The following is a 25979-nucleotide window of genomic DNA, read 5'->3' as shown; positions in this document are numbered from 1 at the left end:
CCTCAGACGAGGTAATGAATGTGTTTTTTGCCGTGGTAAGGCGACAGTTCAATGCGGGTTTTCACCCGGAAGACCTCCCACAGCAACTCTTCGGTCAGGATCTCCTGCGGCGTGCCGGTGGCCACAATGCGCCCTTTCTGCAACACAACCAACGCATCGCAGAACATTGAGGCGTGGTTGAGATCGTGGATGGCGACAATGCTGGTGACCGGCAGCTGGCTGATCAACTGCATCAGCTGCATCTGATGATGGATATCCAGGTGGTTAGTCGGTTCGTCCAGCAGGATTTCGGTTGGCATCTGCGCCAGTGCCCGGGCAATGTGTACGCGCTGGCGTTCCCCGCCGGACAGGCTTTGCCAGCCCTGATCGCTGTTATGCAGCATATCCACCGTTTTCAGCGCCGAATTCACGGTCTCGTCATCCTGCGCCGTCCAGCCGGAAAAGGGTGAATGGTGCGGAATACGCCCTAGCTTCACCACGTCCCGCACACGCATATTGGCATCGGTCATGCCGTGTTGTTCCACAAAGGCCACCCGACGGGCGAGCTGCTTTTTGGCAATCCCACTGATGCTTTTACCATCCAGCGCAACGGTGCCTGAATGCGGACGACGCAAACCGGCAAGGATCCGCAGCAGCGACGATTTGCCGGAGCCGTTTGGCCCCAGCAGGCCGACGGTCTGCCCCGGCGATACCGCCAGAGAGACATTATCGACGATGACCTTTTTACCCACCTTCCAGGTGATATTTTCAGCCGTGATGCTCATCACTTATTCCTTGAACGATAGATAATCATGGCAAAGAACGGAACGCCCACCAGCGCTGTGACCACGCCAACCGGCAGGCTTTGCGGGGCGATCAGCAGGCGGGAGGCGATATCCGCCAGCACCATCAGGATTGCGCCAGCCAGGGCGCTGGCGATGAGCAGCGTGCGGTGCAGCGGGCCGAAGAAGAAGCGCATCACGTGCGGCACAACCAGGCCGACAAAGCCAATAGAGCCTGCCATGCTGACGATGGTCGCCGTCATTAACGCAGTAACGATAAACAGAATCAGGCGTACCCAGGGAACGGCGATCCCCAGCGAGGCGGCGGCATCGTCGCCAAAGGTAAAGGCGTCCAGCGCTCTGGCGTAATACAGACAAACAGCCAGACCGACCAGCATCACCACCAGCACCAGCTGGAACTCGGGCCATCTCACGCCGCTAAAACTGCCCAGCAGCCAGAACATCACGTCGCGCGCCTGTTGGGCGCTGGCCGAGGTGCTGATGGTGTAAGCGGTAATGGCGTTAAACAGCTGCGAGGCTGCCACACCCGCAAGGATAGTGCGTTCGCTGCCGCCGCGGGCGCCGTTGGTCAGCAGGGCGACAAAGGCAAAGGCGGTAAAGGCACCGGCAAAAGCGCCAGCGGAGAGGGTGACGGTGCCGCTGCCAATGCCCAGCACTACCACCGAGACCGCGCCGGTGGACGCCCCGGCTGACACACCCAGCACGTAGGGTTCTGCGAGGGCATTTTTCAGCAGGCTTTGCAGCACCGCGCCGCAAATGGCCAGCCCCGCGCCGCAGCAGGCGGCTACCAGCGCCCGGCTCAGGCGGAAGTCCCAGATCACGCTCTCGTAGATGCGGTTGAGTGGAGCCTCGGTTAAGCCAATTTTATTGGTAATGGCATAGAACACGCTTTGCAGGGGGATCGACAGTTCCCCCACGCTGACGCCGATGGCGATAACCAGCAGCAAAGCCACGACCGCCAGGAAACCCGACGCAGGCAACAACCAGTTCAGTCGGGTCTGTTGAACCACTGCGGTCATTAATTAAGCCCCATCTTTCTCAGCTGTTCCCCAATCTGCTCTGCGCCATAGATGGTGCGGATTGTCGGGTTCATCGCCTGGCCGTCCATGATCACAATGTGACCTTTTTTAACGGCTTCCAGCTGGCTGACAGCCGGATCGCTCTTCAGAAATTTGATTTTTTCCTGGGCATTGTCCAGCGCCCAGCGGTTACGGTCGAGGCTGGAAACGACGATCACGTCCGGGTTGGCGGCAATAATGCTTTCCCAGCCAACGGTCGGCCATTCGGTTTCAGAGGTGATGGCGTTGTGGCCGCCCAGCACATTGGCGATAAAACCAGAGGCGCTGTTTTTGCCGCCGACGTAAGCGTCAGAAGAGGGGGATGAGCTGGAGAACCAGAAGACGAATGACAGGTCTTTTTTGTTTTTGCTGAATTCGCTGCGCAGGTCGGCTTCGCGCTTTTTGAAATCGGCGATCAGCGCCTGGCCGCGATCTTCGACATTAAAGATTTTGGCGAAATCTTCGATCTCTTTATAAAGGAAGGTCATATCCCAGAGCTTCTGGCGGCTGCCGTACATATCGCCAACGCCTTTTTTGGTGGCACACATGCCTGGCGACATATAGCTGTTCACGCCCACGGTGGCCAGATCTTCGCGTTTGGCGACTTTACTCTCTGGCCCCAGCAGCAGCGGCAGCTGCGCCGGAACGAAGTCCGGATTTTGCGCCAGAATGGATTCCAGCGTCGGGATCTCGACGGTCAGCGTTTTGACTTTTTTGTTCTGTTCAGCCAGCTGCGGCAGCACTTTGGTGGGCCAGAAGGCGCTGGCGACCACTTTATCTTGCAGGCCTAACAGCAGCAGAATTTCAACGGTGTTTTGTCCCAGCGCGACGACGCGCTCCGGGGCTTTAGTGAAGGTTTCTTTATATCCGCAATTCTCAATCGTCAGAGGATAGGTGGTCGCAAAGGCGGAGCCTGCTGTGGCAATCAGCAATCCTAATGCGCTGATGATCTTCTTCATGGAACGCTATCCTTCATTAATTTATTTATTGATCACAGCCCGGACATCTGGCTGAGAATGAATATCATTTATTTTGGCGGAGTTTTATACAACGATATATTCATTGTGTCAATGAATGATGGTAACGTAATGAAATTATTGTGTTTATCAAGGGATTTGCAGGCCGGGCAAGCGTGGCGCCGCCCGGCGAAGGCGGGATTACTCTAAATCAGCACCGTTGCTGGCGATCACTTTTTTGTACCACCAGAACGATTTTTTACGTTTACGATCAAGGGTACCGTTACCGGCGTCATCACGATCGACATAGATAAAGCCGTAGCGCTTGCTCATCTCGCCCGTTGAGGCGGCCACCAGATCAATACAGCCCCAGCTGGTGTAGCCGATCAGCGGGACCCCGTCCTCTATTGCGTCGCCCATGGCGCGGATATGCTCCCGCAGGTAGCTGATGCGGTAGTCGTCGTTGATCTCGCCGTTGGCGTCCGGCTCGTCTTTCGCGCCGAGGCCGTTCTCCACCAGGAACAGCGGTTTCTGATAGCGGTCGTACATCATGTTCATGGTGATACGCAGGCCGAGCGGGTCGATGCCCCAGCCCCATTCGCTCACCTCGATATGCGGATTGCGCAGGGACTTGACGATGTTGGCCGCGCTGGTGTTGTTGGCATTCATGTCTGCCGAAGCACAACGCGAAGCGTAATAGCTGAACGATACAAAATCGACGGTGTGTTTCAGCAGCGCGTCATCGCCCGGATCTTTGACAATCACCACGCCTTTTTCGCGGAACACGCGGGCAGAGTAGGCCGGATAGCTGCCACGGGCCTGCACGTCGATAAAGAACAGGTTCTCGCGGTCTTTTTCCAGTGCCGTCCATACGTCTTCGGGTTTACAGGAGTACGGGTAGAAATTGCCGCCCGCCAGCATACAGCCCACCTGGTTTTGCGGGTTCACCTCGTGGGCGATTTTGGTCGCCAGCGCGCTTGCCACCAGCTCGTGGTGCGCCGCCTGATACTTCACCTGATCTTCGTTTTCGCCTTCTTCGAACACCAGCCCGGCCCCGGAGAACGGGCTGTGCAGCATAATGTTGATTTCGTTGAAGGTGAGCCAGTATTTCACCAGCCCGTTGAATTCTTCAAAACAGGTGCGCGCATAGCGGGCGAAGAAGTCGACCATTTTGCGGTTACGCCAGGAGCCATACTCGGTCACCAGATGCATCGGAACATCGAAGTGACACAGCGTGACCAGCGGCTCGATGTTGTACTTCCTGCACTCTTCGAACACCGCACGATAAAACGCAATCCCTTCTTTATTAGGCAGCGGCTCGTCGCCATTCGGGTAGAGACGGCTCCAGGCAATCGAGGTACGGAATACCGTGAAGCCCATCTCGGCCATTAAGGCGATGTCTTCTTTATAGCGATGGTAAAAATCAATTGCTTCGTGGCTCGGATAAAATTCCTCCTCACGCAGCGCAAAGCGTTTTTCCTTACCCACTTTCACCGCCAGGCGATGTGCGCCGTGGGGGATCATATCGACGGTGGTTAAGCCCTTGCCGCCTTCACGGTATGCGCCCTCGCTCTGGTTAGCGGCCAGTGCGCCGCCCCATAAAAATCCTTGTGGAAAAACTGACATTTTTACCTCGCTATACATTTATGCTTGTGCTGCTTTAGCCTGAACCGGCGCGGTTTGCAGCGCGCGCGCTTTTTCCGCTTCCTCTTCTACCGGGATATCTTCAAAGCCCAGGATCAGGGTCAGCACGAAAGAGAGCACCACGGCCAGGGCCATCACTCCGAATACCCAGACGATGGACATCGGGTTCGCCGGGTCAAAGAACTGGACGCTGGTAAACAGGCCCGGTGCCGCCATTGAGTGGCTGGCCAGTCCGGCAATCCCGGCGACGGCGCCGCAGATAAAACCACTGATCAGGCTTGCAATTAAAGGACGTTTCAGGCGAACCGCGACACCGTACAGCGCCGGTTCAGAGATCCCTGCCATGATGGCAGAGGCCGCCGCCGCCAGCGCCGTCTGGCGCAGTTCCGGGTTTTTAGTTTTCCACGCCACCGCCAGCGACGAACCGCCAAGCGACAGGTTGGCACCAATTTCAGACGGCATTACCATCCCTTCTTTACCGGTTTCGGCAATGGTTTGAATGATAGTAGGGGTAAAGACACGGTGCATACCGGTCATGACCAGCAGCGGCCACAGCGCGCCCATAATGGCCACGGACAACCAGCCCAGATAACCGTGAATGGTGTAAACCAGTGAAGAGATGCCGCTACCGATCCAGATCCCCAGCGGCCCAATCAGGACGATGGCGAGCGGGGCGGCAATCAGGACGATCAGCATCGGTTTGAGGAAGTTTTTGGTGACGGCTGGGGTAATTTTGTCCACCCAGCGTTCGATATACGACAGGCACCAGGTCATCACCAGCGCCGGGATCACCGTGTAGGTGTATTTCACCGCGGTGACCGGAACAAAGGCGAACTCAACGTGCTCGCCCTGCGCCGCTTTGGCCATCAGTTCGATAAAGCTCGGGTGCACCAGCACGCCCGCAATGGCAATCGCCAGCGACATGTTGGTTTTGAATTTCACCGCGGCGGAGGCCGCCACCATCAGCGGCAGGAAGAAGAAGGCACCATCGCCGATCACCGTCAGAATGGTCAGCGTCGGCTCGCCTTTGGTCAGCACGCCGGTCATCTCAAGGATCATCGCCAGCAGCTTGACCATCGATCCGCCGATGATCGCCGGGATCAGCGGTGACATCGTGCCGATCAGCGCATCCAGGATCCCCGCGCCAATGCGTCGCAGCGTCAGTTTTTGCGGCCCCTGGGGCGCAGCAGGTTGCATGTCGGCGGGCAGCAGATTGACCACCTCGCGGTACGCCTGGGACACGGTATTGCCGATGATTACCTGGCACTGGTTGTCGTTGCGCACTACCCCCAGCACGCCGCTGATGCTTTTAAGCGTGGCGCTGTCAATCAGGCTCTCGTCTTTCGCCACAAAGCGCAGTCGGGTCATACAGTGGGTGACGGCGACGATGTTTTCTTTGCCGCCGAGCGCGCTGACAACGGCATTCGCCAGCGCAGCATAATTTTTGGCCATCGGGTTGTATCCTGTTTTATCAGTAAGGTACGTCTTCACCGTATGCAACGATGAAACTTATATAGGAAACCGGTTCCACAAAATCATGAAGAGTTTCTATGGATCAAACAAGATCACGTTTTGCCCATTTTTTAGATTCGTGATGACGATCACCTAAGGGCGCAAAAAGCGTGATCGTCCTGCTGCGACAATTTTCACGCGGTGCAGTACACTGCCGCTCATTAGATTCAGACGGAACAGATTGATGACCACGATGCTGGAAGTGGCGAAGCGGGCAGGAGTCTCGAAGGCAACGGTTTCCCGGGTGCTTTCGGGCAATGGCTACGTAAGCCAGGAGACAAAAGACCGGGTTTTTCAGGCGATTGAAGAGAGCGGCTACCGCCCCAATTTACTGGCGCGCAACCTGGCGACCAAACGTACACAGACCCTCGGGCTGGTGGTGACCAACACCCTCTATCACGGGGTCTATTTCAGCGAGCTGCTGTTCCATGCCGCCAGAATGACCGAGGAGAGAGGGCGGCAGCTGATCCTTGCCGATGGCAAGCACAGCGCCGATGAAGAGCGCGAAGCGATTCAGTATCTGCTCGATATGCGCTGTGATGCGATCATCATCTACCCGCGTTTTCTCAGCGTCGATGAGATGGATGAGATCATCCAGAAACACGAGCAGCCGGTGATGGTGCTCAACCGTCGGCTGCGTAAAAACAGCAGTCACTGCGTCTGGTCGGATCATAAAGCCTCCAGCCAGGCGGCGGTATCCACCCTCATCGATCAGGGCCATCGCGAGATCGCGTTTATTACCGGATCGCTGGACTCCCCCACCGGGATTGAGCGTCTTTCAGGCTACAAAGACGCGCTGGCCCAACACCGCATTCCGCTGCGCGAGTCGTTGATTGTCGAGGGCAAATGGAACCCGGCCAGCGGGGCGGCAGGCGTCGCGACGCTGCTGGCGCGCGACGAGAATTTTACTGCGCTGGTGGCGAGTAACGACGACATGGCGATTGGGGCCATAAAGCAACTCCACGACAGCGGAATCGCCACGCCGGACGCGGTTTCGGTAGTGGGTTTCGATGACATTGCGATGGCACCGTATGTGGTGCCCGCGCTCTCCAGCGTGCGTGTGCCGGTGACGGAGATGGTGAAAGAGACCATCAGCCGCCTGATCTTTATGCTCGATGGCGGGGACTTTACTTTCCGCCAGACTTTTGCCGGGGAGCTGATCCTGCGTGATTCAGTGATCCCCGGTCCACACCGCTGATCACAGTCCGGCGGCCGGGGGCAGCCAGGCGCGGGTAAAATCGAGCCAGCCCCCCGCAGTCAGCACCATATCCTGAACGTTTTCCAGGGCGTTGATCCGGTAGCGATAGTGGAATAGCGGCGTGCAGCGCCCCTCCGCCAGCAGGTGCTGGAAAAAGGGCGTCAGATAAGCGTGAAAATGCGCTTCGCTGTCGCTGTTTTGCATCAGCTGCTGTTTCGCGGCCTCCCAGCCCGCCTCGCCTAACGCCGTGGCCCAGGCAGGTTCATAGACAAACCACTCCGCCAGCGCAAAGGCTGCCATCCCGGTGGCCAGATGATCTCCCAGCAGCAGATCGGCATCTGCCAGCGTATCGGGGGCATACCAGCCATCACGATCTTTCCACTCGATGTGCAGTTCACAGCCATGCGGCTGTAGCTGGAGCCGCCAGGTTTCTGCCAGCTCGCGCAGCTCCGGGGTGTTGTAGCACACCAGTTTCAGCCGGGGCGGCAGATCGATATCAGAGGGAGCGGGCAGGGTGGGTACCCGCAGTCCGGGCAGGATTTCGGTGTGGATCTGCAGATCCTCACGCTTGCCAAAGCACAGCTGGTTAAGGGCCAGGGCAGTCTGGCGCAGCCAGGCGGCCAGCGGAGCGGGCAGGCCGGCATTCATCATCAGCCACGCAAAACCGCCGCTGGTTGAGGTCACGGCCTCCTGCGGGGCGCTGCCTTTCCCTACCGTAATCCATGCCGGTTTATCGGCTACTGTGCCGGTGCGCCAGAACTCAATGGCGTGCAGCAGGGGATGGGAAGCAAAGTACCAGGGCTGACGCTCGAGGCGTAGAAAATGCGAGTGGTGGCGGGCAATGGCGAACGGCCCGGCACCGACCTCGGGTTGCCGGGGATGCGGCAGGCGGCAGACCGGATGCGCGAGGCGATGCGCCAGCAGGGCATCCGGCGCATGCAGATAAACCGCCAGGCACCAGGGGGCGACGAGGGTCACCGCATCGATATGCAACAATCCACTGTTGCGCGCCGGGTCGGCGAGCAACTGCTGCACCGCACTCAAAATATCGTCATCGCTCAACGGCTGGCCGTTATGCCAGTGCGCGCCGCTGCGCAGGTAAAAATGCCAGCGCAGCCCGTCGTCGGAGCAGGCCCAGTGGTGTGCCAGATCGGCTACCGGCTGCGCCTGACCCGGTTCGTAACGCGTTAACCCGGCGTGTACTGCGCAGATAATATGCTGTTCGGCGCGCCGACGATGACGAGCCGGGTGCAGGGAGGTTAGCGGGCGATACCAGGGGATGCGCAGCGTCGGCTGATGCTTCAGCCATTTGCCGCCGAGAAAGGGGGTGATGATGTGATGCAGGCTGGCCGGATCGCCATCCGCCAGCTGCAGCGCACTCTGATAATCTCCCTTCTCAAGACAGGCATGCATCAGCGGGGCGCTGAGTTCGCTGGTGGTCACCAGGCAGTGCAGGGTGGCGCGATGCCCGCGTCCCGCCTGGGCGCGCCAGCTCAGCCAGCCGCTTTCACTTAGCTGGCGTAACAGCGTTCGGGCGTGGCGTTCGCTGCACAGCGCCACTTCGGCGACCTCGCCGAGGGTGGTGAGTTTTGGCGTAAAGCCGTAATGGACGGTAAGTCGTTGGTACTGGCGGATTTTCTGAAGCTGGCGCATAGCGTTCCCGGGGAATCATCGCAATGGTCAGAGTGTAGGTGGTTTTACGGAAGAAATAAGGGAGAGATGTAGCAACTGTTCCGGTTTTGAAGGCTAACCCCTCTCCCCGTAGGAAGAGGGGGTATCTTTATGCGTTAAGCCGCGCTTTGATTTTTAACGCGATGCTTTCTGCCTGCGGCCCCAGAATCACCTGGGCATTCTGCGTGCCCATCTTCAGGATGCCTTTGGCGCCCAGCGTTTTCAGGGCCGGTTCGTCGAGGACGCTATTATCGACCAGCGTCAAACGCAGACGGGTAATGCAGGCGTCAACCAGCTTCAGGTTCTGTTCCCCGCCCAGCGCAGCGATATACTGCGTGATGGCTTCGTTCTGGTCGTCTGACTCCCCCGTAACGCTCTCGTCATCTTCCCGGCCCGGCGTTTTGAGCTTGAAGATGCGGATCGCGAAACTGAAGACAACAAAATAGATCGCAAAGAACAGGGCAATCAGCGGGATCAGGATCCAGGGTTTTGTGGCTAAGCCCCAGTTCAGCACGAAGTCGATCAGACCCGCCGAGAAACCAAAGCCGTGCAATACGCCAAGGCTGTTGGCAATCACCATGCTCACGCCAGCCAGCACGGCATGCAGGGCATACAGGGCAGGGGCAAGGAACAGGAAGGAAAACTCAATCGGTTCGGTGATCCCGGTCAGGAATGCGGTCAGGGCAACGGAAAGCAGCATCCCGCCCACCGCCGAACGGCGCGCTTTCGGGGCCGCGAAGTACATGGCCAGCGCCGCACCGGGCAGACCGCCCATAAAGATTGGGTAAGCCCATGCCATATAAACACCGGCATGCGGATCGCCTGCGAAGAAGCGGTTGAGATCGCCGCGGGTCAGATCGGTAGCAATTTGGGTGATGCTGGAGCCGTCAATGCCCGGCACGGCACCGCCGACCACTAACCCTTTCACCACATCTGGCGCAAGGCAGATATTGTGCAAGCTGCTGGCCGCATCGTAGGTCACCTTCAGGCAGTCGCCGAGGCTGAACCAGAATACCGAGTGCAGAATGTAATGCAGGCCGAAGGGGATCAAAGCGCGGTTAAGAATGCCGTAAATAAACCAGCCCGGCTCACCGCTGCGGGAAACCAGCAGGCTGAAAGTATCAATCCCGTGCTGTACCGATGGCCAGACGTAGCCGCAAATCCACGCCAGCAGCAGGCAGATGAGCCCGGTCATGATCGGCACCAGCCGTTTACCGGCAAAGAACGCCAGGAAATCCGGCAGTTTGGTATCAGAGAAACGGTTGTAACAGTGACCCGCCACCACGCCCGCGATGATCCCGGCGAAGAAGGACATGTTAATGGAGGAGTTAATGACTGCCGTGGCTTTGGTCAGCACCAGGAAACCGACAGCGCCCGCCAGGGCGGCAGCACCGGCGTTGTCTTTCGCCAGTCCAATGGCGATGCCGAGCGCAAAGAGCAGGGGCAGGCTGTCAAAAATGCCGCCGCCTGCGCTGGCAATAAAAGGAATATTCAGCACGTCGGGTTGACCCAGACGTAATAAAATCGCGGCGACAGGTAAGGTCGCGATAGGCAACATCAGAGCCTTGCCCAGCCGTTGCAAATAGCTAAATGCGTTCATAATATCCATGTCCAAAAAAGGGGCTTAATTCACGGCGCAAAATAACAGCTTTTCATGAGGGTTGAAACGGCGGCACGTAAAAATGTGATGAGCTTTAAATTAATTCCCCTGAAACTCTTTTGGTATATTTATATTTAAGTAAACAAGGATATGTTTGGTGAATGCTTCCGCTTTTAGAGAATAAAAAAAACGGCAGTGGCGCCGTTTTTTATTAATTCTTTTTCGCGCTGACAGGCAGCATCAGCTCTTTCAGGCGCTCGGTGCGCGCCTCCGGGCTAAGGTAAAGCCAGCGGAATAATATGCGTTCGACAGGTTGAACTTTTTTAAAATAGTCAGCAAGGTCGTTAATTTCTTTCAGGAAGGTCGCCATGTTTATCTCCGGCTAATAAATATCCTCTCAGATTAAAAACAAATCACGGAATAAAACAGGGTGATGTTTTTCGGCTGTTCCGCATTTTATTATTTATCGAATTTTAAGATTAATTAAAAATACAAAAAAGCCCCGGGGCACCGGGGCTGCGAAAGGCAAAATCTGACAAACATACAACGAGTAGAGCAAGAGTTTGAGGGTTAAACAGGTAATGATTTCAGCAGGGCAAAAGCCTCCTTCATTCGATCTTCACTGACCACAAAGGCGCGTAAATTGCCCTCGCTGTCGGCCCCTTTCGCCACCATCCCCTGAGGCTCGATGGCGATCTGCCAGTTCAAATCCTGGCGCTGGGTTTCACCTGCCAGATGCAGCGGCAGTTCCGGCGTTTTGACCTTCACCAGCATCGCCGGCAGTTTCAGTGGTGTATTGGCGCCGAGTAGATTCTTCGCCAGATACATGGCGCTTAACTGGATAGGCTGCAGGAACGGCAGCACCTGGCCATTAATTTCGGCGCAGTCCCCCAGGGCATAGATGTCCGGCTGCGTGGTTTGCAGATAGCTGTCAACCTTCACGCCGCGCTGGGTTTCTGCCCCCGCACGCTGTGCCAGCCCGATTTCCGGGCGCAGGCCGGTGGCGGCAATCACCACATCCACCTCGATGCAGCGATCGCGATCCAGCAGGGCGCAAATGCCGGTATCGGTTTTGGTCAGGCTTTGCAGCTGCGATTTCAGTTGCAGATGCACACCCATCTCGGTCAGGCGATGTTGTAAGCGACTGCTTACTTCGGCTGGCATCAGCGCCGACAGAATGCTGGCGGAATGGTCAACCAGGGTGACTGCTTTCCCGGCCCGGCAAAAGTCCATCGCCAGTTCGCTGCCGATAAGCCCCGCGCCAACAATCATCACCCGCCGGGCATCACGCAGGGTGCTTTCGCAGGCGCGGTATTCCATCTGGCTGTTGAGGGTCAGCATCAGTTCACGGCCAGGAACCGGGGGCACAAAGGCCGAGGCCCCGGTAGCCAGAACCAGTTTGTCATATGACCACTGGTTGTCTTTCCCTTTGACCACATGCGCCGCCGCGTCAATGTCGGTGACCCAGGTGTAAGGGAACAGGCGCAGGTTAAACTGTTCGGCAAACTCCCCCGCCGTCTGGCGGGTGAGGTCGTCGGCGCGCTGACTCTGGCTGATGACGTGGCTTAAGTCTGGTTTGTTGTACTCGTCCATGCTGTCTGCGGCAATCAGCGTCAGCGGGACGTTCGCATCCTGTTTGCGGATATTTTTCGCCAGCTGACGGGCGGCGAAGCCCGAGCCGATAATGACGATACCCTGGCTCATTTTACCTCCGATCCCAGTTCTTCGAAGACGTCTTTACCGAGGGAACATTCCGGGCAGAGGAAGTTATCAGGGACGTCGCTCCACGGTGTGCCTGGCTGGACATCCTGCATCGGCTCACCGGTGGCCGGATCGTAGATCCACTGACAGACGCTGCACTGCATGCGTGGGCCGAGGTCGGCGGCAGCGGCGGCAGCACAGGCGCAGGCTTCCTGTTCAGGTGTGGCTTTGGCGGTCGCTTCTGGCAGCGGAGCGAGCGCCCACTGACGTGCAATGTCGCGGCCATGCTGACGGCAGATTTCCAGCGCATCCAGATCAGGGCGCCATTTGGCCTTCAGGCTCATCGACATTTCAAAGCCCGCATCCTGCAAACGGGTAGAAAGACGGTCAACCGCACCGCCGCTCCAGCCGTGGGAGCCGAACGCACTGGCGCGTTTGTTACGAAAGCGCAGGCCAGTCATCTCTTCGACAAGACCAGCAATTTTCGGCATCATCACGTTGTTCATGGTGGAGGTGCCCACCAGCACGCCTTTGGAGCGGAAGACGTTGGTCAGAATGTCGTTTTTATCGCTGCGCGCCACGTTAAAGATTTTCACCGCCACGTTCGGATCCACTTCGTTGATGCCCTGGGCAATCGCGTCGGCCATCATGCGGGTGTTATTGGACATGGTGTCGTAGAAAATGGTGATGCGATCTTCCTGATAGTCTGCGGCCCATTTCAGGTACTGCTCGACGATCTGGGTTGGGTTATCACGCCATACCACACCGTGGGAGGTGGCAATCATATCCACCGGCAGGTTGAAGCCGAGAATTTCGGTAATTTTTGGCGTAACCAGACGGCTGAACGGGGTCAGGATGTTGGCGTAGTAGCGCTGGCACTGTTCGTACAGTTCAGCCTGATCCACTTCGTCATTGAACAGACGTTCGTCGCAGTAGTGCTGGCCGAAGGCGTCGTTACTGAACAGCACGGCGTCGCCGGTCATGTAGGTCATCATGCTGTCCGGCCAGTGCAGCATTGGGGTTTCAACGAAGATCAGCTGCTTGCCGTTGCCAATATCCAGTGAGTCACCGGTTTTCACCACGTTGAAATTCCACTCTGGATGGTGGTGGTGACCGGTAATGGAGTCGATGGCGTTGTTGGTGCAGTAGATTGGGGTGTCCGGGATGCAGGACATCAGTTCGGTCAGCGCCCCGGCGTGATCTTCTTCCGCATGGTTAATGATGATGTAGTCGATATCGGCCAGGTCAATTTCACTGCGCAGGTTTTGCACGAACTCACGGCTGAACTTATGATCGACGGTATCGATCAGGACATTTTTTTCTTCGCGGATGAGATAGCTGTTGTAGCTGCTGCCGCGCAGTGTTTTGTATTCCGTCCCGTGAAAATCACGTACTTCCCAGTCACGTTGACCAACCCAATGAATATTGTTTTTAACCAGAATTGACATAGCAACCTCAACTTAATACAGCGAAATTAAACGAAAGATGTCAGGGTAATTGCAGGTTGCGTGCCAACTTTTTAACATATTGATTTAAATGAATTTTAAAAATATTAACCCCTGATGGGTAGTCATTTTGACTGTCATTGATATAGTCAATATGACAAGATGCATTGTCAAAATGACAGCGAGGCGACAATGAGTTTTTCTGTAGAGGTGCTGGCGAAAATCGCCATTGAATTGCAGAGCGGTATCGGCCATCAGGATCGTTTTCAGCGGCTGATCTCCACCCTGCGTCACGTGCTAGATTGCGATGCCTCGGCGTTGCTGCGTTATGAAGGGCGGCAGTTTATCCCGCTGGCGATCGACGGGCTGGCGCAGGACGTGCTGGGGCGGCGCTTTACCCTGGAGGGCCACCCGCGGCTGGAGACCATCGCCCGCGCCGGGGATGTGGTGCGCTTCCCGGCCGACAGCGATCTGCCCGACCCCTACGACGGGCTGATCCCCGGACAGGAGAGCCTGAAGGTGCACGCCTGTATCGGCCTGCCGCTGTTTGCCGGACAAAACCTGATTGGTGCGCTGACCCTCGACGGTATGTCACCGGATCAGTTCGATACCTTCAGCGACGAGGAGCTGAGGCTCATTGCCGCCCTTGCCGCCGGGGCGCTAAACAATGCCCTGCTGATTGAGCAACTGGAGAGCCAGAACAGCCTGCCCGCTGGCCCGGCGGTGTTTGAGCAGGTGAAAAATACGGAAATGATCGGGCTATCGCCGGGCATGGTGAGCCTGAAAAAAGAGATTGAGATTGTCGCGGCTTCCGACCTGAACGTGCTGATCGAGGGAGAAACCGGCACCGGCAAAGAGCTGGTGGCGAAAGCTATCCATGAGGCATCGCCAAGAGCGGTGAATCCGCTGGTCTACCTCAACTGCGCGGCCCTGCCGGAGAGCGTGGCGGAGAGCGAGCTGTTCGGCCACGTGAAAGGGGCCTTTACCGGGGCCATCAGCAACCGCAGCGGCAAGTTTGAAATGGCCGATAACGGCACCCTGTTCCTTGATGAGATTGGCGAACTGTCGCTGGCGCTACAGGCCAAGCTGCTGCGCGTTTTGCAGTATGGCGATATCCAGCGCGTGGGCGACGACCGCAGCCTGCGGGTCGATGTGCGGGTGCTGGCGGCCACCAACCGCGATCTGCGTGAAGAGGTGCTGGCCGGGAACTTCCGCGCCGACCTGTACCACCGCCTGAGTGTCTTCCCGCTTTCGGTGCCGCCGCTGCGCGAACGGGGCGAAGACGTGGTGCTGCTGGCGGGCTATTTTTGCGAACAGTGCCGGTTGCGGATGGGATTGTCCCGTGTGGTGCTTAGCCCCGGCGCGCGGGCGCATTTGCTGAGTTACGGCTGGCCAGGCAACGTGCGCGAACTGGAACATGCCATCCACCGGGCGGTGGTGCTGGCCCGGGCGGCGCGGCTGGGGAATGACGTGGTGATCCACGCGCAGCATTTTGCCCTGCATGATGAGAGCGCGCCTGCGGTCATGCCGGAAAACCCGGTGGTGGTAAATCAGAACCTGCGTGAGGCAACGGAGGCATTTCAGCGCCAGATGATCACCCGGACGCTGGAGCAGAACAGCCGCAGCTGGGCGGCGAGCGCAAGGGCGCTGGAGACCGACGTCGCCAACCTGCACCGGCTGGCGAAACGTCTGGGTCTGAAAGGTTAGATGATGCCTGCCTGATAAAAATCCTGCAGGTTGATGGCACCACACAGGCGGCCAGCTTCGTCCACCACCGGGGCGGCGGTGATTTTGCGCTTCATCAGCAGCTCTTTGGCCTCAATGGCGCGGCTTTCGGCATTCAGCGTCAGGCCGCCAGTGGTCATGGCGCTGCTGACGTTAACCTCCAGTTGGCCGCCGCCCACCAGCCAGCGACGCAGGTCACCGTCGGTGAAGACGCCTTTAACCTGGAGGTCATCATCGCAGACCGCCACCAGTCCCAGCCCGGTGCGGCTCAGCTCCATCATCGCATCCATCACGCTGGTATTCAGCTTCACCTGCGGGACTGCCGCGTCGGTGCGCATCAGGTGGTGGACTTTATTCAGCAGGCGCGCCCCCAGTGCGCCGGCAGGGTGGGAGCGGGCAAAATCTTCTTCGTTAAAGCCGCGGGCCTGCATAACCGCCATCGCCAGCGCATCGCCCATCATCAGGGTAGTGACGGTGCTGGAGGTGGGGGCGAGGTGCATCGGGCAGGCTTCGCGCTCCACGGAAATATCCAGCGTGGCTTTGGCGGCGAGCGCCAGCGGCGAACGGGATTTTCCGGTCATCGCCAGCAGCGCGACCGATTTTTCCTGCAGGCGCGGCAGGATCAGATCCAGCTCCTTCGCCGAGCCGGAGTAGGAGATAAACAGCAGTACGTCGCGGCTTTCGATCATACCCAGGTCGCCGTGCAGGGCTTCAGCCGGATGGACAAAAAAGGCCGGCGTGCCGGTGCTGGCAAGGGTCGCGGCAATCTTTTTACCGATATGGCCGGACTTGCCAATGCCCGCGACAATCACTTTTCCTTCGCACTGGATAATGGTGTTTGCCGCACGCACGAAGTCCTCCCCCAGACGTTCCGGCAGGCGGCTGGCCTCCTGCAGTTCCAGCATCAGGGTTTGACGACCCGCGTTTAACAAAAAATCACTCATCTCTCTCTCCGGTTACAATGACTTCGATTCCTTTCTCTTCCAGCGCTTTTTTAAACGCCGGATCGATACCCGCGTCGGTGATCAGCTTATCGACGCTCTCAAGGCTACAGACTATATTGGGACTTTTACGACCAAATTTTGATGAATCGGCCATCAGGATCACTTCCCGGGCGGCGTTGCACATCGCTTTCTTGTATTCTGCCTGCTTTTGCAGATGGTTGGGAATCGCCGCCTGCCGCTGACGGGGTTTCATAGGCGTTGAGTTCTTCGGGTTGCAAAATGATAATTTTGCCAGCTTATAACGTTCACAACGAAATTATCCCTGTTTCAATTTAAGCGCTAATGATAATGCATCCTGACAGTGCGAATCATTAGGCATGATCACACCAGGCTTTAACTCCTGCAATGGAGTGCCGTCTTGGGTGGGAAGAGGATGACGTGGTTGAGAAGAAAACGAATTTAGCTTTGGACGCGTAAAGATTTTGCCGTGCGGCTTCGCATCTCTTCCTTGAGGTGTCCCGGATGCTTTACCATACTTGCCTCTTATCGAATTTGTTGAATGGATCTGTCATGTTCAAGCGTCGTTACGCAGCCTTATTGCCTGCGCTTATTCTGCTTTCCGCCTGCAGCAGCAAACCGAAGACCGAAGAGGTTCAGCAAACGGCAGGCGCCCCGTCCGGCGGCTTCCTGCTGGAACCCCAGCATAATGTGATGCAGATGGGGGGCGATTTCGCCAACAACCCCGCGGCGGAACAGTTCATCGACAAAATGGTGAGCAAGCACGGTTTCAATAAAACCCAGCTGCAGGAGATCCTCTCCCAGGCGAAACGTCTGGACTACGTGCTGCGGTTGATGGACCGCCAGGCTCCGACCACGCAGCCACCGGCCGGGCCGAACGGCGCGTGGTTACGCTATCGCAAACAGTTTATTACCCCGGACAACGTGCAAAACGGCGTAGCGTTCTGGAACCAGTATGAGGATGCGCTGACCCGCGCCCAGCAGGTTTACGGCGTGCCGCCGGAGATCATCATCGGGATTATTGGCGTGGAAACCCGCTGGGGCCGCGTGATGGGCAAAACCCGTATTCTTGATGCGCTGGCGACACTCTCCTTTAACTACCCACGCCGCGCGGAGTATTTCTCTTCTGAGCTGGAAACCTTCCTGCTGATGGCGCGTGACGAGCAGGACGATCCGCTGGATCTGAAAGGTTCCTTTGCCGGTGCGATGGGCTACGGGCAGTTTATGCCGTCCTCCTATAAGCAGTATGCGGTCGATTTCAATGGGGACGGCCACATTAACCTGTGGGATCCTGAGGATGCGATTGGCAGCGTCGCCAACTACTTCAAAGAGCACGGCTGGACGCAAGGTCAGCCGGTGGCAATCCTCGCGAACGGCCAGGCGCCAGGGCTGGAGAACGGCTTTAAAACCCGCTACAGCACCGCACAGCTGACCGCAGCAGGGTTAACGCCGCAGCAGCCGCTGAATGGCAATCAGCAGGTCAGCCTGCTGCGTCTGGATATCGGTACCGGCTACCAGTACTGGTACGGTCTGCCGAACTTCTACACCATCACCCGCTACAACCACAGCACGCACTATGCGATGGCGGTCTGGCAGTTGGGGCTGGCCGTGGCGCAGGCGCGCGTAAGCTCGCCGTTCAGTTAACGCTGCCTCTTCTTGCCGAAAAGTGGGTGGCGTGGTGCCACTCACTTTTAAATTACCCTGACGGCCAGGTTAATTTTTCTGAAGCCCCCTCGTAAAACCTTCACCTCATCCTCATATCTACAGGCTAAAGTGCTATCTTGTGCTGCACGTTTTTAAGGAGCCAAAACGATATGACTGACCATGAATTGATGCAGCTCAGTGAGAGCGTCGGGCAGGCGTTAAAACAGCGCGGTGCCACGCTCACCACTGCCGAGTCCTGTACCGGTGGCTGGGTGGCAAAAGTGATCACTGATATTGCTGGCAGTTCCGCCTGGTTTGAACGCGGGTTTGTCACCTACAGTAATGAAGCGAAAGCGCAAATGATCGGCGTACGGGAACCCACGCTTATCGAGCATGGCGCGGTCAGCGAGCCGGTTGTCATCGAGATGGCGATTGGTGCCCTGCGTGCCGCCCGCGCGGACTATGCTATCTCTATTAGTGGCATTGCCGGGCCGGACGGCGGCAGCGATGAAAAGCCTGTCGGAACGGTCTGGTTTGGCTTTGCGACAGCGCAAGGGGAGGGGATTACCCGGCGGGAATGCTTCAGCGGCGACCGTGAAAGCGTGCGTCGTCAGGCCACCGTTTATGCGTTAAAAACGCTCTGGCAACAATTTCTACAAAACACTTGATACTGTATGAGCATACAGTATAATTGCCCCAACAGAACAGAAATCCAAGGTGAAGCGCAGTTGTTTCACCCGGCATGAGAGGAAAAAATGGCTATCGACGAAAACAAACAGAAAGCGTTGGCGGCAGCACTGGGCCAGATCGAAAAGCAATTCGGTAAAGGTTCCATCATGCGCCTGGGTGAAGATCGTTCCATGGATGTAGAAACTATCTCCACCGGTTCGCTTTCGCTGGATATTGCACTGGGTGCTGGCGGCCTGCCTATGGGTCGTATCGTAGAGATCTACGGGCCAGAATCCTCCGGTAAAACCACCCTGACGTTACAGGTCGTGGCTGCTGCACAGCGCGAGGGCAAAACTTGTGCCTTCATCGATGCTGAGCATGCGCTGGATCCGGTCTACGCACGTAAACTGGGTGTTGATATCGACAACCTGCTCTGCTCCCAGCCGGATACCGGTGAGCAGGCACTGGAAATCTGTGACGCACTGGCGCGCTCTGGCGCAGTAGACGTAATTATCGTCGACTCCGTTGCAGCCCTGACGCCAAAAGCAGAAATCGAAGGCGAAATCGGTGACTCTCACATGGGCCTCGCGGCACGTATGATGAGCCAGGCGATGCGTAAGCTGGCCGGTAACCTGAAGCAGTCCAACACGCTGCTGATCTTCATCAACCAGATCCGTATGAAGATTGGTGTGATGTTCGGTAACCCGGAAACCACCACCGGTGGTAACGCGCTGAAATTCTACGCCTCTGTGCGTCTGGATATCCGCCGTATCGGTGCCGTGAAAGACGGTGAAAACGTGGTGGGTAGCGAAACCCGCGTGAAGGTTGTGAAGAACAAGATTGCTGCGCCGTTTAAACAGGCTGAGTTCCAGATCCTCTACGGTGAAGGTATCAACTTCTACGGCGAACTGGTTGACCTGGGCGTGAAAGAGAAGCTGATTGAGAAAGCGGGTGCCTGGTACAGCTACAACGGTGACAAGATTGGTCAGGGTAAAGCGAATGCTATCTCCTGGCTGAAAGAGAACCCGGAAGCAGCAAAAGAGATCGAGAAGAAGGTGCGTGAGCTTCTGCTCAGCAACCAGGATTCCAAACCGCAGTTCGCTGTTGATGGCGAAGGCGTTGAAGAAACCAACGAAGATTTCTGATAATCGGATGTAATAGACAAGGGTCGCTTAGTGCGGCCCTTTTGCTTTTTGACTGCAGCAGGTTTATCTATGAATGAATCCCCAGCACGTCGTCCTGCTTATAACCGTCTGTTAGATCGCGCTGTACGTATTCTTGCCGTTCGCGATCACAGCGAACAGGAGCTTCGCCGCAAGCTCGCCGCGCCGGTAATGAGCAAAAACGGACCAGAAGCCATCGATGCCACGGCAGAAGATTACGATCGGGTGGTCGCCTGGTGCTATGAACACAGCTATCTGGACGATACCCGGTTTGTCTCGCGCTTCATTGCCAGCCGCAGCCGTAAAGGGTACGGTCCAGCGCGCATCCGTCAGGAGCTAAATCAAAAAGGTATCGCCCGCGAAACCAGCGAAAAGGCGATGCGTGAATGTGACATTGACTGGTGCGAACTGGCGCGGGAACAGGCCGTGCGGAAGTATGGCGAGCCTTTGCCGCGGGAGTTTTCGGAAAAAGTCAAAATCCAGCGCTTTTTGCTTTATCGCGGCTTCCTTATGGAAGATATTCAGGATATCTGGCGTAATTTTACCGAATGAACGCATGCGGGATTTTACTTCCCTTTAAAGAAAACTTATCTTATTCCCACTTTTTTCAGTAGCTGGTCCGTCCAACAAAGGTTGTGTAGCGACCCGCTGTGACATTTCGTTAGCTTGATTTCAGGATAATTATGAGCAAGAGCACCGCTGAGATCCGACAGGCGTTTCTCGATTTTTTCCATAGTAAGGGACACCAGGTTGTTGCCAGCAGCTCCCTGGTACCGAACAACGATCCAACTTTACTGTTTACCAACGCCGGGATGAACCAGTTCAAGGATGTCTTCCTTGGTCTCGACAAGCGTAATTATTCTCGCGCAACCACCTCGCAGCGCTGCGTGCGTGCGGGCGGTAAACATAACGATCTGGAAAACGTCGGTTACACCGCACGTCACCACACCTTCTTCGAAATGCTGGGTAACTTCAGCTTCGGCGATTATTTCAAACACGATGCTATCCAGTACGCATGGGAACTGCTGACCGGTGAAAACTGGTTCAACCTGCCGAAAGAGCGTCTGTGGGTTACCGTTTACGAAACCGATGACGAAGCCTACGAAATCTGGGAAAAAGAAGTGGGTATCCCGCGCGAACGTATTATTCGCATCGGCGATAACAAAGGCGCACCTTACGCGTCTGACAACTTCTGGCAGATGGGCGATACCGGTCCATGCGGTCCATGCACCGAAATCTTCTACGATCATGGCGATCACATCTGGGGTGGCCCTCCGGGCAGCGCAGAAGAAGACGGCGACCGTTACATTGAGATCTGGAACATCGTCTTCATGCAGTTCAACCGTCAAATCGACGGCACCATGGAGCCGCTGCCGAAGCCATCCGTAGATACCGGTATGGGTCTGGAGCGTATTGCCGCAGTACTGCAGCATGTTAACTCCAACTACGACATCGATCTGTTCAGCAACCTGATTAAGTCTGTTGCCGAATTGACTGGCGCAACCGATCTAAGCAACAAATCCCTGCGCGTTATTGCTGACCACATCCGCTCCTGTGCCTTCCTGATTGCTGACGGCGTGATCCCGTCGAATGAAAACCGTGGCTATGTGCTGCGCCGTATCATTCGTCGTGCTATCCGTCACGGCAACATGCTGGGCGCGAAGGACACCTTCTTCTACAAACTCGTTGGGCCACTGGTTGGCGTGATGGGTGCAGCCGGCGATGAACTGAAACGCCAGCAGGCACAGGTTGAGCAGGTTCTGAAAACCGAAGAAGAGCAGTTTGCCCGTACGCTGGAACGTGGTCTGGCCCTGCTGGATGACGAACTGTCGAAGCTGAAAGGCGATACGCTGGATGGTGAAACCGCCTTCCGTCTGTATGATACCTACGGCTTCCCGGTTGACCTGACGGCTGACGTCTGCCGCGAGCGCAACATCAAAGTTGACGAAGCAGGCTTTGAAGCGGCAATGGAAGAGCAGCGCCGCCGCGCGCGTGAGTCCAGCGGTTTTGGTGCCGACTACAACGCGATGATCCGTGTTGATGGCAGCAGCGAATTCGAAGGTTATGAGCATCTCGAAACCAACGGCAAAGTGACCGCTCTGTTTGTTGACGGCAAAGCCGTGGACAGCATCAGCGCAGGTCAGGCTGCGGTTGTGGTTCTGGATAAGACGCCGTTCTATGCAGAATCGGGCGGCCAGGTTGGCGACAAAGGCGAGCTGAAAGGCAGTGATTTCAGCTTTGCGGTGAACGACACGCAGAAATACGGCCAGGCGATTGGTCATCAGGGTACGCTGGCCTCCGGCACGCTGAAAGTGGGCGAGGGCGTTCAGGCTATCGTTGATGAAGCGCGCCGCGCACGTATCCGTCTGAACCACTCCGCGACGCACCTGATGCACGCCGCGCTGCGCCAGGTTCTGGGCACGCACGTTGCGCAGAAAGGCTCGCTGGTCAACGACAAAGTGCTGCGTTTCGACTTCTCCCATTTCGAAGCGATGAAACCGTCGGAAATCCGTGCGGTAGAAGATCTGGTGAATGCCCAGATCCGTCGCAACCTGCCGATCGAAACCAATATCATGGATCTCGACGCGGCGAAGAACAAAGGCGCAATGGCCCTGTTCGGTGAGAAGTATGACGAACGCGTTCGCGTGCTGAGCATGGGCGATTTCTCCACCGAGCTATGCGGCGGTACGCACGCCAGCCGTACGGGCGACATTGGTCTGTTCCGTATTGTGTCTGAATCGGGTACGGCGGCAGGTGTTCGTCGTATTGAAGCGGTCACCGGCGAAGGCGCGATTGCATTACTGCATGCGCAGAGCGATCAACTGCACGACATCGCGCAGCTGCTGAAGGGCGATAGCCAGAACCTGGGCGAAAAAGTGCGCAGCGTGATGGAACGTACCCGTCAGCTGGAAAAAGAGTTGCAGCAGTTGAAAGAACAGGCCGCCGTTGCCGAGAGCGCAAATCTCTCCAGCAAAGCGGTTGAGATTAACGGCGTCAAACTGCTGGTCAGCGAACTGGCAGGCGTGGAGCCGAAAATGCTTCGTACCATGGTCGACGATCTGAAGAACCAGCTCGGTTCAACCATTATCGTTCTGGCAACGGTAGCAGAAGGTAAGGTTTCTCTGATTGCGGGCGTATCTAAGGACGTGATCGACCGTGTGAAAGCAGGGGAGCTGATTGGTATGGTCGCTCAGCAAGTGGGCGGTAAAGGCGGCGGTCGTCCAGACATGGCGCAAGCCGGTGGTACAGACGCAGCAGCCCTTCCAGCGGCACTGGCCAGTGTTGAAAGCTGGGTAAGTTCTAAACTGTAATAATTACAAAGCGTGCACAGACGCCATAACGACAACGTTATGGCGTACTGCGCTCTACGCTATCGATAATGATAAAGTCAGGTTGAGTTTGTGTATATCGGCTAAACTTACGTTTAACAGATTGTGATGCCGTGACTACCTACACATTACGTGTTTGTCATCGCTTACTTTTTGGCGTTATATGATGGATAATGCCGGGATACAAGAGACCCGACTCTTTTAATCTTTCAAGGAGCAAAGAATGCTGATTCTGACTCGTCGAGTTGGTGAGACCCTCATGATTGGGGATGAGGTCACCGTGACAGTTTTAGGGGTAAAGGGCAACCAGGTACGTATTGGTGTGAACGCCCCTAAAGAAGTCTCTGTTCATCGTGAAGAGATCTACCAGCGTATCCAGGCTGAAAAATCCCAGCAGTCCAGTTACTGATATTATCGCGTCTCGCTGTCTGGCGAGACGCAACCCTCCCGATATATTCCTTGTCAAAAGTTACCGTTCGATTTCAATTGCTCTCTTTTTAACCTTCTGCAATCAGCTTTCACCTCCACAACAACGCTTTCTACTCCCACATAACTGCCATCTGGCCAGTAAAATGTGCTTATAAAACACCCTTCTTGCGGCTTTTACATGCGAATTGCCTGCGATTTGTGCAAACGATAAAAGCTTGTGGAAAATTGTTTGACTTATAAGTCCCAGAAAGTAATATATGCGCCACGCAGCGACGAGAAGCTCTTAACGAGTTACTCGAAGCACTCGAAAGAGGCGTTGTGTGGTGAGGTGGCCGAGAGGCTGAAGGCGCTCCCCTGCTAAGGGAGTATGCGGTCAAAAGCTGCATCCGGGGTTCGAATCCCCGCCTCACCGCCATTTTGCATCCGTAGCTCAGCTGGATAGAGTACTCGGCTACGAACCGAGCGGTCGGAGGTTCGAATCCTCCCGGATGCACCATTTTCTCCGAGATAGCAGCTAAACTGTTGTTTCATGCTCTGCGAGATAATCGCGAGCACCAGGGAGGATAGCGTTGCTTTAGCAACGACCCGTAGGGCGAGGCGCAGCCGAGTAATACTCCCGGATGCACCATCTATTACTTCATATTGCTTTCGAAGTGATATGAGTATCGAGTAGTACAGTAGTAAATCCTGATGCATCCGTAGCTCAGCTGGATAGAGTACTCGGCTACGAACCGAGCGGTCGGAGGTTCGAATCCTCCCGGATGCACCATCTTTTACTTTGTGTTGCTTATGAAGCAATACTGAGTATCGAGTAGTACAGTAGTAAATCCCGATGCATCCGTAGCTCAGCTGGATAGAGTACTCGGCTACGAACCGAGCGGTCGGAGGTTCGAATCCTCCCGGATGCACCATATTCTCCGAGATAGCAGCCAGGCTGTTGTTTCATGCTCTGCGAGATAATCGCGAGCACCAGGGAGAATAGCGTTGCTTTAGCAACGACCCGTAGGGCGAGGCGCAGCCGAGTAATCCTCCCGGATGCACCATCTTTTACTTTGTGTTGCTTATGAAGTAATACAGAGTATCGAGTAGTACAGAAGCAAATCCCGATGCATCCGTAGCTCAGCTGGATAGAGTACTCGGCTACGAACCGAGCGGTCGGAGGTTCGAATCCTCCCGGATGCACCATCTTCTCCGAGATAGCAGATAAACTGTTGTTTCGTGTTCTGCGAGATAATCGCGAGCACTAGGGAGAATAGCGTTGCTTTAGCAACGACCCGTAGGGCAAGGCGCAGCCGAGTAATCCTCCCGGATGCACCATCTTCTTCCTCATTGTTTATTCCTTCGACGTTCCGTCAGCAATCACCTTCTCTGTCAGCGACAAAAACCATCATTTACGATAAAGTAATGCTTTGTAATCCTTTTGCGAGAGCACGATGTACGCACAGTATGACGGTTTGATCTTCGATATGGATGGCACCATCCTGGACACTGAGCCAACGCATCGTAAAGCCTGGGCTGATGTCCTCGGCCGTTACGGAATGCGTTTCGACTTACAGGCCATGATTGCTCTCAACGGATCGCCTACCTGGCGTATTGCGCAGGCCGTGATTGAACTGAATCAGGCCGATCTCGACCCCCATCTGCTCGCGCGTGAAAAAACCGATGCGGTAAAAGCGATGCTGTTAGATACCGTGCGCCCTTTGCCATTAATCGAGGTGGTAAAAGAGTGGCACGGACGTCGGCCAATGTCGGTCGGGACGGGCAGTGAGAGCGCGATCGCAGAGGCATTACTCAACCACCTTGGCCTGCGCCGCTACTTTTCTGCGGTTGTCGCGGCCGATCATGTTAAAAATCACAAGCCCGCCCCGGACACCTTCCTGCTGTGTGCAGAGCTGATGGGTGTCCCCGCTGCCAGGTGCGTCGTGTTTGAAGATGCCGACTTCGGTATTCAGGCGGCGCACGCTGCCGGCATGGACGCAGTGGACGTTCGCTTACTGTGAGTGACTTGCTGTCACTGTCCTCATTATTCGCCAGCAGTTTTTTAAGCGCCACGCTCCTGCCGGGAAATTCGGAAGTGGTACTGGTGGCGATGCTATTGTCCGGCGTAAGTCAGCCCTGGTTGCTTGTGTTAATAGCAACAATGGGTAATAGCTTTGGAGGGCTGACTAACGTTATTCTTGGGCGATTCTTTCCGCTACGCAAAACGTCGCGCTGGCAGGAAAAGGCAGTCGGCTGGCTAAAACGCTATGGCGCTGCCACGCTGTTATTAAGCTGGATGCCGGTAATCGGTGATTTACTGTGCCTGCTGGCGGGATGGATGCGCATCTCCTGGGGGCCTGTGCTCTTTTTTTTATGCCTGGGCAAGGCGCTGCGCTACGTTCTCGTGGCAGTGGTGACGATGCAGGGCATGACGTGGTGGCACTAATTGGACTGTTTGTGACCATGAACCATTACAATTATGCTAAATAAAATGATTTTGACAGGCGGGAGG

General features: G+C 56.2%; 22 protein-coding genes and 5 tRNA genes. 15 read left to right on the top strand and 12 right to left on the bottom strand.

Going from position 1 to position 25979, the window contains the following annotated elements; genetic code table 11:
- Positions 1 to 2 precede the first annotated feature (2 nt).
- From ABIE02_RS13605 to ascF, 5 genes are all read right to left on the bottom strand, one after another.
- Positions 3 to 764, bottom strand: coding sequence for an ABC transporter ATP-binding protein (locus ABIE02_RS13605; RefSeq protein WP_032613614.1), 762 nt, complete (start codon positions 762 to 764; stop codon positions 3 to 5).
- Positions 764 to 1801 carry a FecCD family ABC transporter permease gene (locus tag ABIE02_RS13600; protein WP_032613612.1) on the bottom strand — a complete coding sequence of 346 codons (1038 nt, stop codon included), beginning with the start codon at positions 1799 to 1801 and terminating at the stop codon, positions 764 to 766. Before ABIE02_RS13600 ends, ABIE02_RS13605 begins: the two co-directional genes overlap by 1 nt.
- Positions 1801 to 2799, bottom strand: coding sequence for an ABC transporter substrate-binding protein (locus tag ABIE02_RS13595; protein ID WP_032613609.1), 999 nt, complete (start codon positions 2797 to 2799; stop codon positions 1801 to 1803). The genes ABIE02_RS13600 and ABIE02_RS13595 overlap by 1 nt, the downstream gene beginning before the upstream one ends.
- 198 nt (positions 2800 to 2997) lie before the next feature.
- The gene (locus ABIE02_RS13590) at positions 2998 to 4422 is read right to left on the bottom strand and encodes a 6-phospho-beta-glucosidase (protein WP_032613669.1); all 1425 of its coding nucleotides are present in this window, start codon (positions 4420 to 4422) and stop codon (positions 2998 to 3000) included.
- An 18-nt stretch (positions 4423 to 4440) separates the two neighbouring features.
- Positions 4441 to 5892 (bottom strand): PTS cellobiose/arbutin/salicin transporter subunit IIBC, encoded by a 1452-nt coding sequence (gene ascF, locus ABIE02_RS13585; protein ID WP_032613606.1) that lies wholly within the window; start codon positions 5890 to 5892, stop codon positions 4441 to 4443.
- Positions 5893 to 6136: 244 nt separating this feature from the next.
- Here ascF and ABIE02_RS13580 point away from each other — a divergent pair, with 244 nt between their 5' ends.
- A complete protein-coding gene (locus tag ABIE02_RS13580) occupies positions 6137 to 7150 on the top strand; it encodes a LacI family DNA-binding transcriptional regulator (RefSeq protein ID WP_336995072.1) in 1014 nt (337 codons plus the stop codon).
- Here ABIE02_RS13580 and ABIE02_RS13575 read toward each other — a convergent pair whose 3' ends face one another.
- The 5 genes from ABIE02_RS13575 to norV all read right to left on the bottom strand — a co-directional run bounded on the left by ABIE02_RS13575 (position 7151) and on the right by norV (position 13570).
- On the bottom strand, positions 7151 to 8803 hold the full coding sequence (locus ABIE02_RS13575; RefSeq protein WP_150872280.1) for an SgrR family transcriptional regulator: 1653 nt from the start codon (positions 8801 to 8803) through the stop codon (positions 7151 to 7153).
- A 127-nt stretch (positions 8804 to 8930) separates the two neighbouring features.
- Positions 8931 to 10421, bottom strand: a complete 1491-nt coding sequence (gene nagE / locus ABIE02_RS13570; protein WP_059307303.1) for an N-acetylglucosamine-specific PTS transporter subunit IIBC — start codon at positions 10419 to 10421, stop codon at positions 8931 to 8933.
- 211 nt (positions 10422 to 10632) lie between these two features.
- Positions 10633 to 10791 (bottom strand): hypothetical protein, encoded by a 159-nt coding sequence (locus tag ABIE02_RS13565; RefSeq protein ID WP_164530006.1) that lies wholly within the window; start codon positions 10789 to 10791, stop codon positions 10633 to 10635.
- Positions 10792 to 10991: 200 nt separating this feature from the next.
- Positions 10992 to 12125, bottom strand: a complete 1134-nt coding sequence (gene norW, locus ABIE02_RS13560; protein WP_150872277.1) for an NADH:flavorubredoxin reductase NorW — start codon at positions 12123 to 12125, stop codon at positions 10992 to 10994.
- On the bottom strand, positions 12122 to 13570 hold the full coding sequence (gene norV, locus ABIE02_RS13555; protein ID WP_032613595.1) for an anaerobic nitric oxide reductase flavorubredoxin: 1449 nt from the start codon (positions 13568 to 13570) through the stop codon (positions 12122 to 12124). Before norV ends, norW begins: the two co-directional genes overlap by 4 nt.
- A 189-nt stretch (positions 13571 to 13759) precedes the next feature.
- Between norV and norR the strand changes: the two genes are divergently transcribed.
- A complete protein-coding gene (norR, locus tag ABIE02_RS13550) occupies positions 13760 to 15274 on the top strand; it encodes a nitric oxide reductase transcriptional regulator NorR (protein ID WP_150872275.1) in 1515 nt (504 codons plus the stop codon).
- On the opposite strand, the gene gutQ is transcribed toward norR, so the two are convergent.
- Entirely contained in the window at positions 15271 to 16236 is a 966-nt protein-coding gene (gutQ, locus tag ABIE02_RS13545) for an arabinose-5-phosphate isomerase GutQ (RefSeq protein WP_150872272.1), read from the bottom strand. The genes norR and gutQ overlap by 4 nt on opposite strands.
- A complete protein-coding gene (locus tag ABIE02_RS13540) occupies positions 16229 to 16489 on the bottom strand; it encodes a hypothetical protein (RefSeq protein ID WP_263298027.1) in 261 nt (86 codons plus the stop codon). The genes gutQ and ABIE02_RS13540 overlap by 8 nt, the downstream gene beginning before the upstream one ends.
- A gap of 317 nt (positions 16490 to 16806) precedes the next feature.
- On the opposite strand from ABIE02_RS13540, the gene mltB reads away from it, so the two are divergent.
- From mltB to ABIE02_RS13475, 13 genes are all read left to right on the top strand, one after another.
- Positions 16807 to 17898 carry a lytic murein transglycosylase B gene (gene mltB / locus ABIE02_RS13535; protein ID WP_032613589.1) on the top strand — a complete coding sequence of 364 codons (1092 nt, stop codon included), beginning with the start codon at positions 16807 to 16809 and terminating at the stop codon, positions 17896 to 17898.
- A gap of 170 nt (positions 17899 to 18068) precedes the next feature.
- Positions 18069 to 18566 carry a nicotinamide-nucleotide amidase gene (gene pncC / locus ABIE02_RS13530; RefSeq protein ID WP_032613587.1) on the top strand — a complete coding sequence of 166 codons (498 nt, stop codon included), beginning with the start codon at positions 18069 to 18071 and terminating at the stop codon, positions 18564 to 18566.
- Positions 18567 to 18653: 87 nt separating this feature from the next.
- Entirely contained in the window at positions 18654 to 19712 is a 1059-nt protein-coding gene (gene recA / locus ABIE02_RS13525; protein ID WP_032613584.1) for a recombinase RecA, read from the top strand.
- Positions 19713 to 19781: 69 nt separating this feature from the next.
- Positions 19782 to 20282, top strand: coding sequence for a recombination regulator RecX (gene recX, locus ABIE02_RS13520; RefSeq protein ID WP_059307307.1), 501 nt, complete (start codon positions 19782 to 19784; stop codon positions 20280 to 20282).
- Between the two features lie 131 nt (positions 20283 to 20413).
- Entirely contained in the window at positions 20414 to 23041 is a 2628-nt protein-coding gene (gene alaS, locus ABIE02_RS13515; protein WP_336995071.1) for an alanine--tRNA ligase, read from the top strand.
- A 241-nt stretch (positions 23042 to 23282) separates the two neighbouring features.
- The gene (gene csrA, locus ABIE02_RS13510) at positions 23283 to 23468 is read left to right on the top strand and encodes a carbon storage regulator CsrA (protein ID WP_000906486.1); all 186 of its coding nucleotides are present in this window, start codon (positions 23283 to 23285) and stop codon (positions 23466 to 23468) included.
- A gap of 342 nt (positions 23469 to 23810) precedes the next feature.
- Positions 23811 to 23903, top strand: a tRNA-Ser gene (locus ABIE02_RS13505).
- Positions 23904 to 23907: 4 nt separating this feature from the next.
- Positions 23908 to 23984: transfer RNA gene (locus tag ABIE02_RS13500), tRNA-Arg, on the top strand.
- 196 nt (positions 23985 to 24180) lie between these two features.
- Positions 24181 to 24257, top strand: a tRNA-Arg gene (locus ABIE02_RS13495).
- A 65-nt stretch (positions 24258 to 24322) separates the two neighbouring features.
- Positions 24323 to 24399 (top strand) — tRNA-Arg (locus ABIE02_RS13490).
- A 197-nt stretch (positions 24400 to 24596) separates the two neighbouring features.
- Positions 24597 to 24673 (top strand) — tRNA-Arg (locus ABIE02_RS13485).
- A gap of 248 nt (positions 24674 to 24921) precedes the next feature.
- Entirely contained in the window at positions 24922 to 25488 is a 567-nt protein-coding gene (gene yqaB / locus ABIE02_RS13480) for a fructose-1-phosphate/6-phosphogluconate phosphatase (protein WP_032613575.1), read from the top strand.
- Positions 25485 to 25913, top strand: a complete 429-nt coding sequence (locus ABIE02_RS13475) for a YqaA family protein (RefSeq protein ID WP_032613573.1) — start codon at positions 25485 to 25487, stop codon at positions 25911 to 25913. The genes yqaB and ABIE02_RS13475 overlap by 4 nt, the downstream gene beginning before the upstream one ends.
- Positions 25914 to 25979 lie beyond the last annotated feature (66 nt).

Origin of the sequence: Leclercia sp. 1548 (assembly GCF_050435045.1) — a bacterium.
Classification (GTDB): domain Bacteria; phylum Pseudomonadota; class Gammaproteobacteria; order Enterobacterales; family Enterobacteriaceae; genus Enterobacter; species Enterobacter adecarboxylatus.
Note: the sequence above shows the minus strand (reverse complement) of the source record. Positions and strands in the feature narration are given on the sequence as shown.

Bases quoted from the DNA above. Each gene is read 5' to 3' on its own strand.
- ABIE02_RS13605 (WP_032613614.1), bottom strand. From the start codon at position 764: ATGAGCATCACGGCTGAAAATATCACCTGGAAGGTGGGTAAAAAGGTC.
- ABIE02_RS13565 (WP_164530006.1), bottom strand. From the start codon at position 10,791: ATGGCGACCTTCCTGAAAGAAATTAACGACCTTGCTGACTATTTTAAA.
- ABIE02_RS13600 (WP_032613612.1), bottom strand. From the start codon at position 1,801: ATGACCGCAGTGGTTCAACAGACCCGACTGAACTGGTTGTTGCCTGCG.
- norV (WP_032613595.1), bottom strand. From the start codon at position 13,570: ATGTCAATTCTGGTTAAAAACAATATTCATTGGGTTGGTCAACGTGAC.
- recA (WP_032613584.1), top strand. From the start codon at position 18,654: ATGGCTATCGACGAAAACAAACAGAAAGCGTTGGCGGCAGCACTGGGC.
- ABIE02_RS13595 (WP_032613609.1), bottom strand. From the start codon at position 2,799: ATGAAGAAGATCATCAGCGCATTAGGATTGCTGATTGCCACAGCAGGC.
- gutQ (WP_150872272.1), bottom strand. From the start codon at position 16,236: ATGAGTGATTTTTTGTTAAACGCGGGTCGTCAAACCCTGATGCTGGAA.
- ABIE02_RS13540 (WP_263298027.1), bottom strand. From the start codon at position 16,489: ATGAAACCCCGTCAGCGGCAGGCGGCGATTCCCAACCATCTGCAAAAG.
- norW (WP_150872277.1), bottom strand. From the start codon at position 12,125: ATGAGCCAGGGTATCGTCATTATCGGCTCGGGCTTCGCCGCCCGTCAG.
- pncC (WP_032613587.1), top strand. From the start codon at position 18,069: ATGACTGACCATGAATTGATGCAGCTCAGTGAGAGCGTCGGGCAGGCG.
- csrA (WP_000906486.1), top strand. From the start codon at position 23,283: ATGCTGATTCTGACTCGTCGAGTTGGTGAGACCCTCATGATTGGGGAT.
- ABIE02_RS13575 (WP_150872280.1), bottom strand. From the start codon at position 8,803: ATGCGCCAGCTTCAGAAAATCCGCCAGTACCAACGACTTACCGTCCAT.
- ABIE02_RS13580 (WP_336995072.1), top strand. From the start codon at position 6,137: ATGACCACGATGCTGGAAGTGGCGAAGCGGGCAGGAGTCTCGAAGGCA.
- yqaB (WP_032613575.1), top strand. From the start codon at position 24,922: ATGTACGCACAGTATGACGGTTTGATCTTCGATATGGATGGCACCATC.
- norR (WP_150872275.1), top strand. From the start codon at position 13,760: ATGAGTTTTTCTGTAGAGGTGCTGGCGAAAATCGCCATTGAATTGCAG.
- mltB (WP_032613589.1), top strand. From the start codon at position 16,807: ATGTTCAAGCGTCGTTACGCAGCCTTATTGCCTGCGCTTATTCTGCTT.
- recX (WP_059307307.1), top strand. From the start codon at position 19,782: ATGAATGAATCCCCAGCACGTCGTCCTGCTTATAACCGTCTGTTAGAT.
- alaS (WP_336995071.1), top strand. From the start codon at position 20,414: ATGAGCAAGAGCACCGCTGAGATCCGACAGGCGTTTCTCGATTTTTTC.
- nagE (WP_059307303.1), bottom strand. From the start codon at position 10,421: ATGAACGCATTTAGCTATTTGCAACGGCTGGGCAAGGCTCTGATGTTG.
- ABIE02_RS13590 (WP_032613669.1), bottom strand. From the start codon at position 4,422: ATGTCAGTTTTTCCACAAGGATTTTTATGGGGCGGCGCACTGGCCGCT.
- ascF (WP_032613606.1), bottom strand. From the start codon at position 5,892: ATGGCCAAAAATTATGCTGCGCTGGCGAATGCCGTTGTCAGCGCGCTC.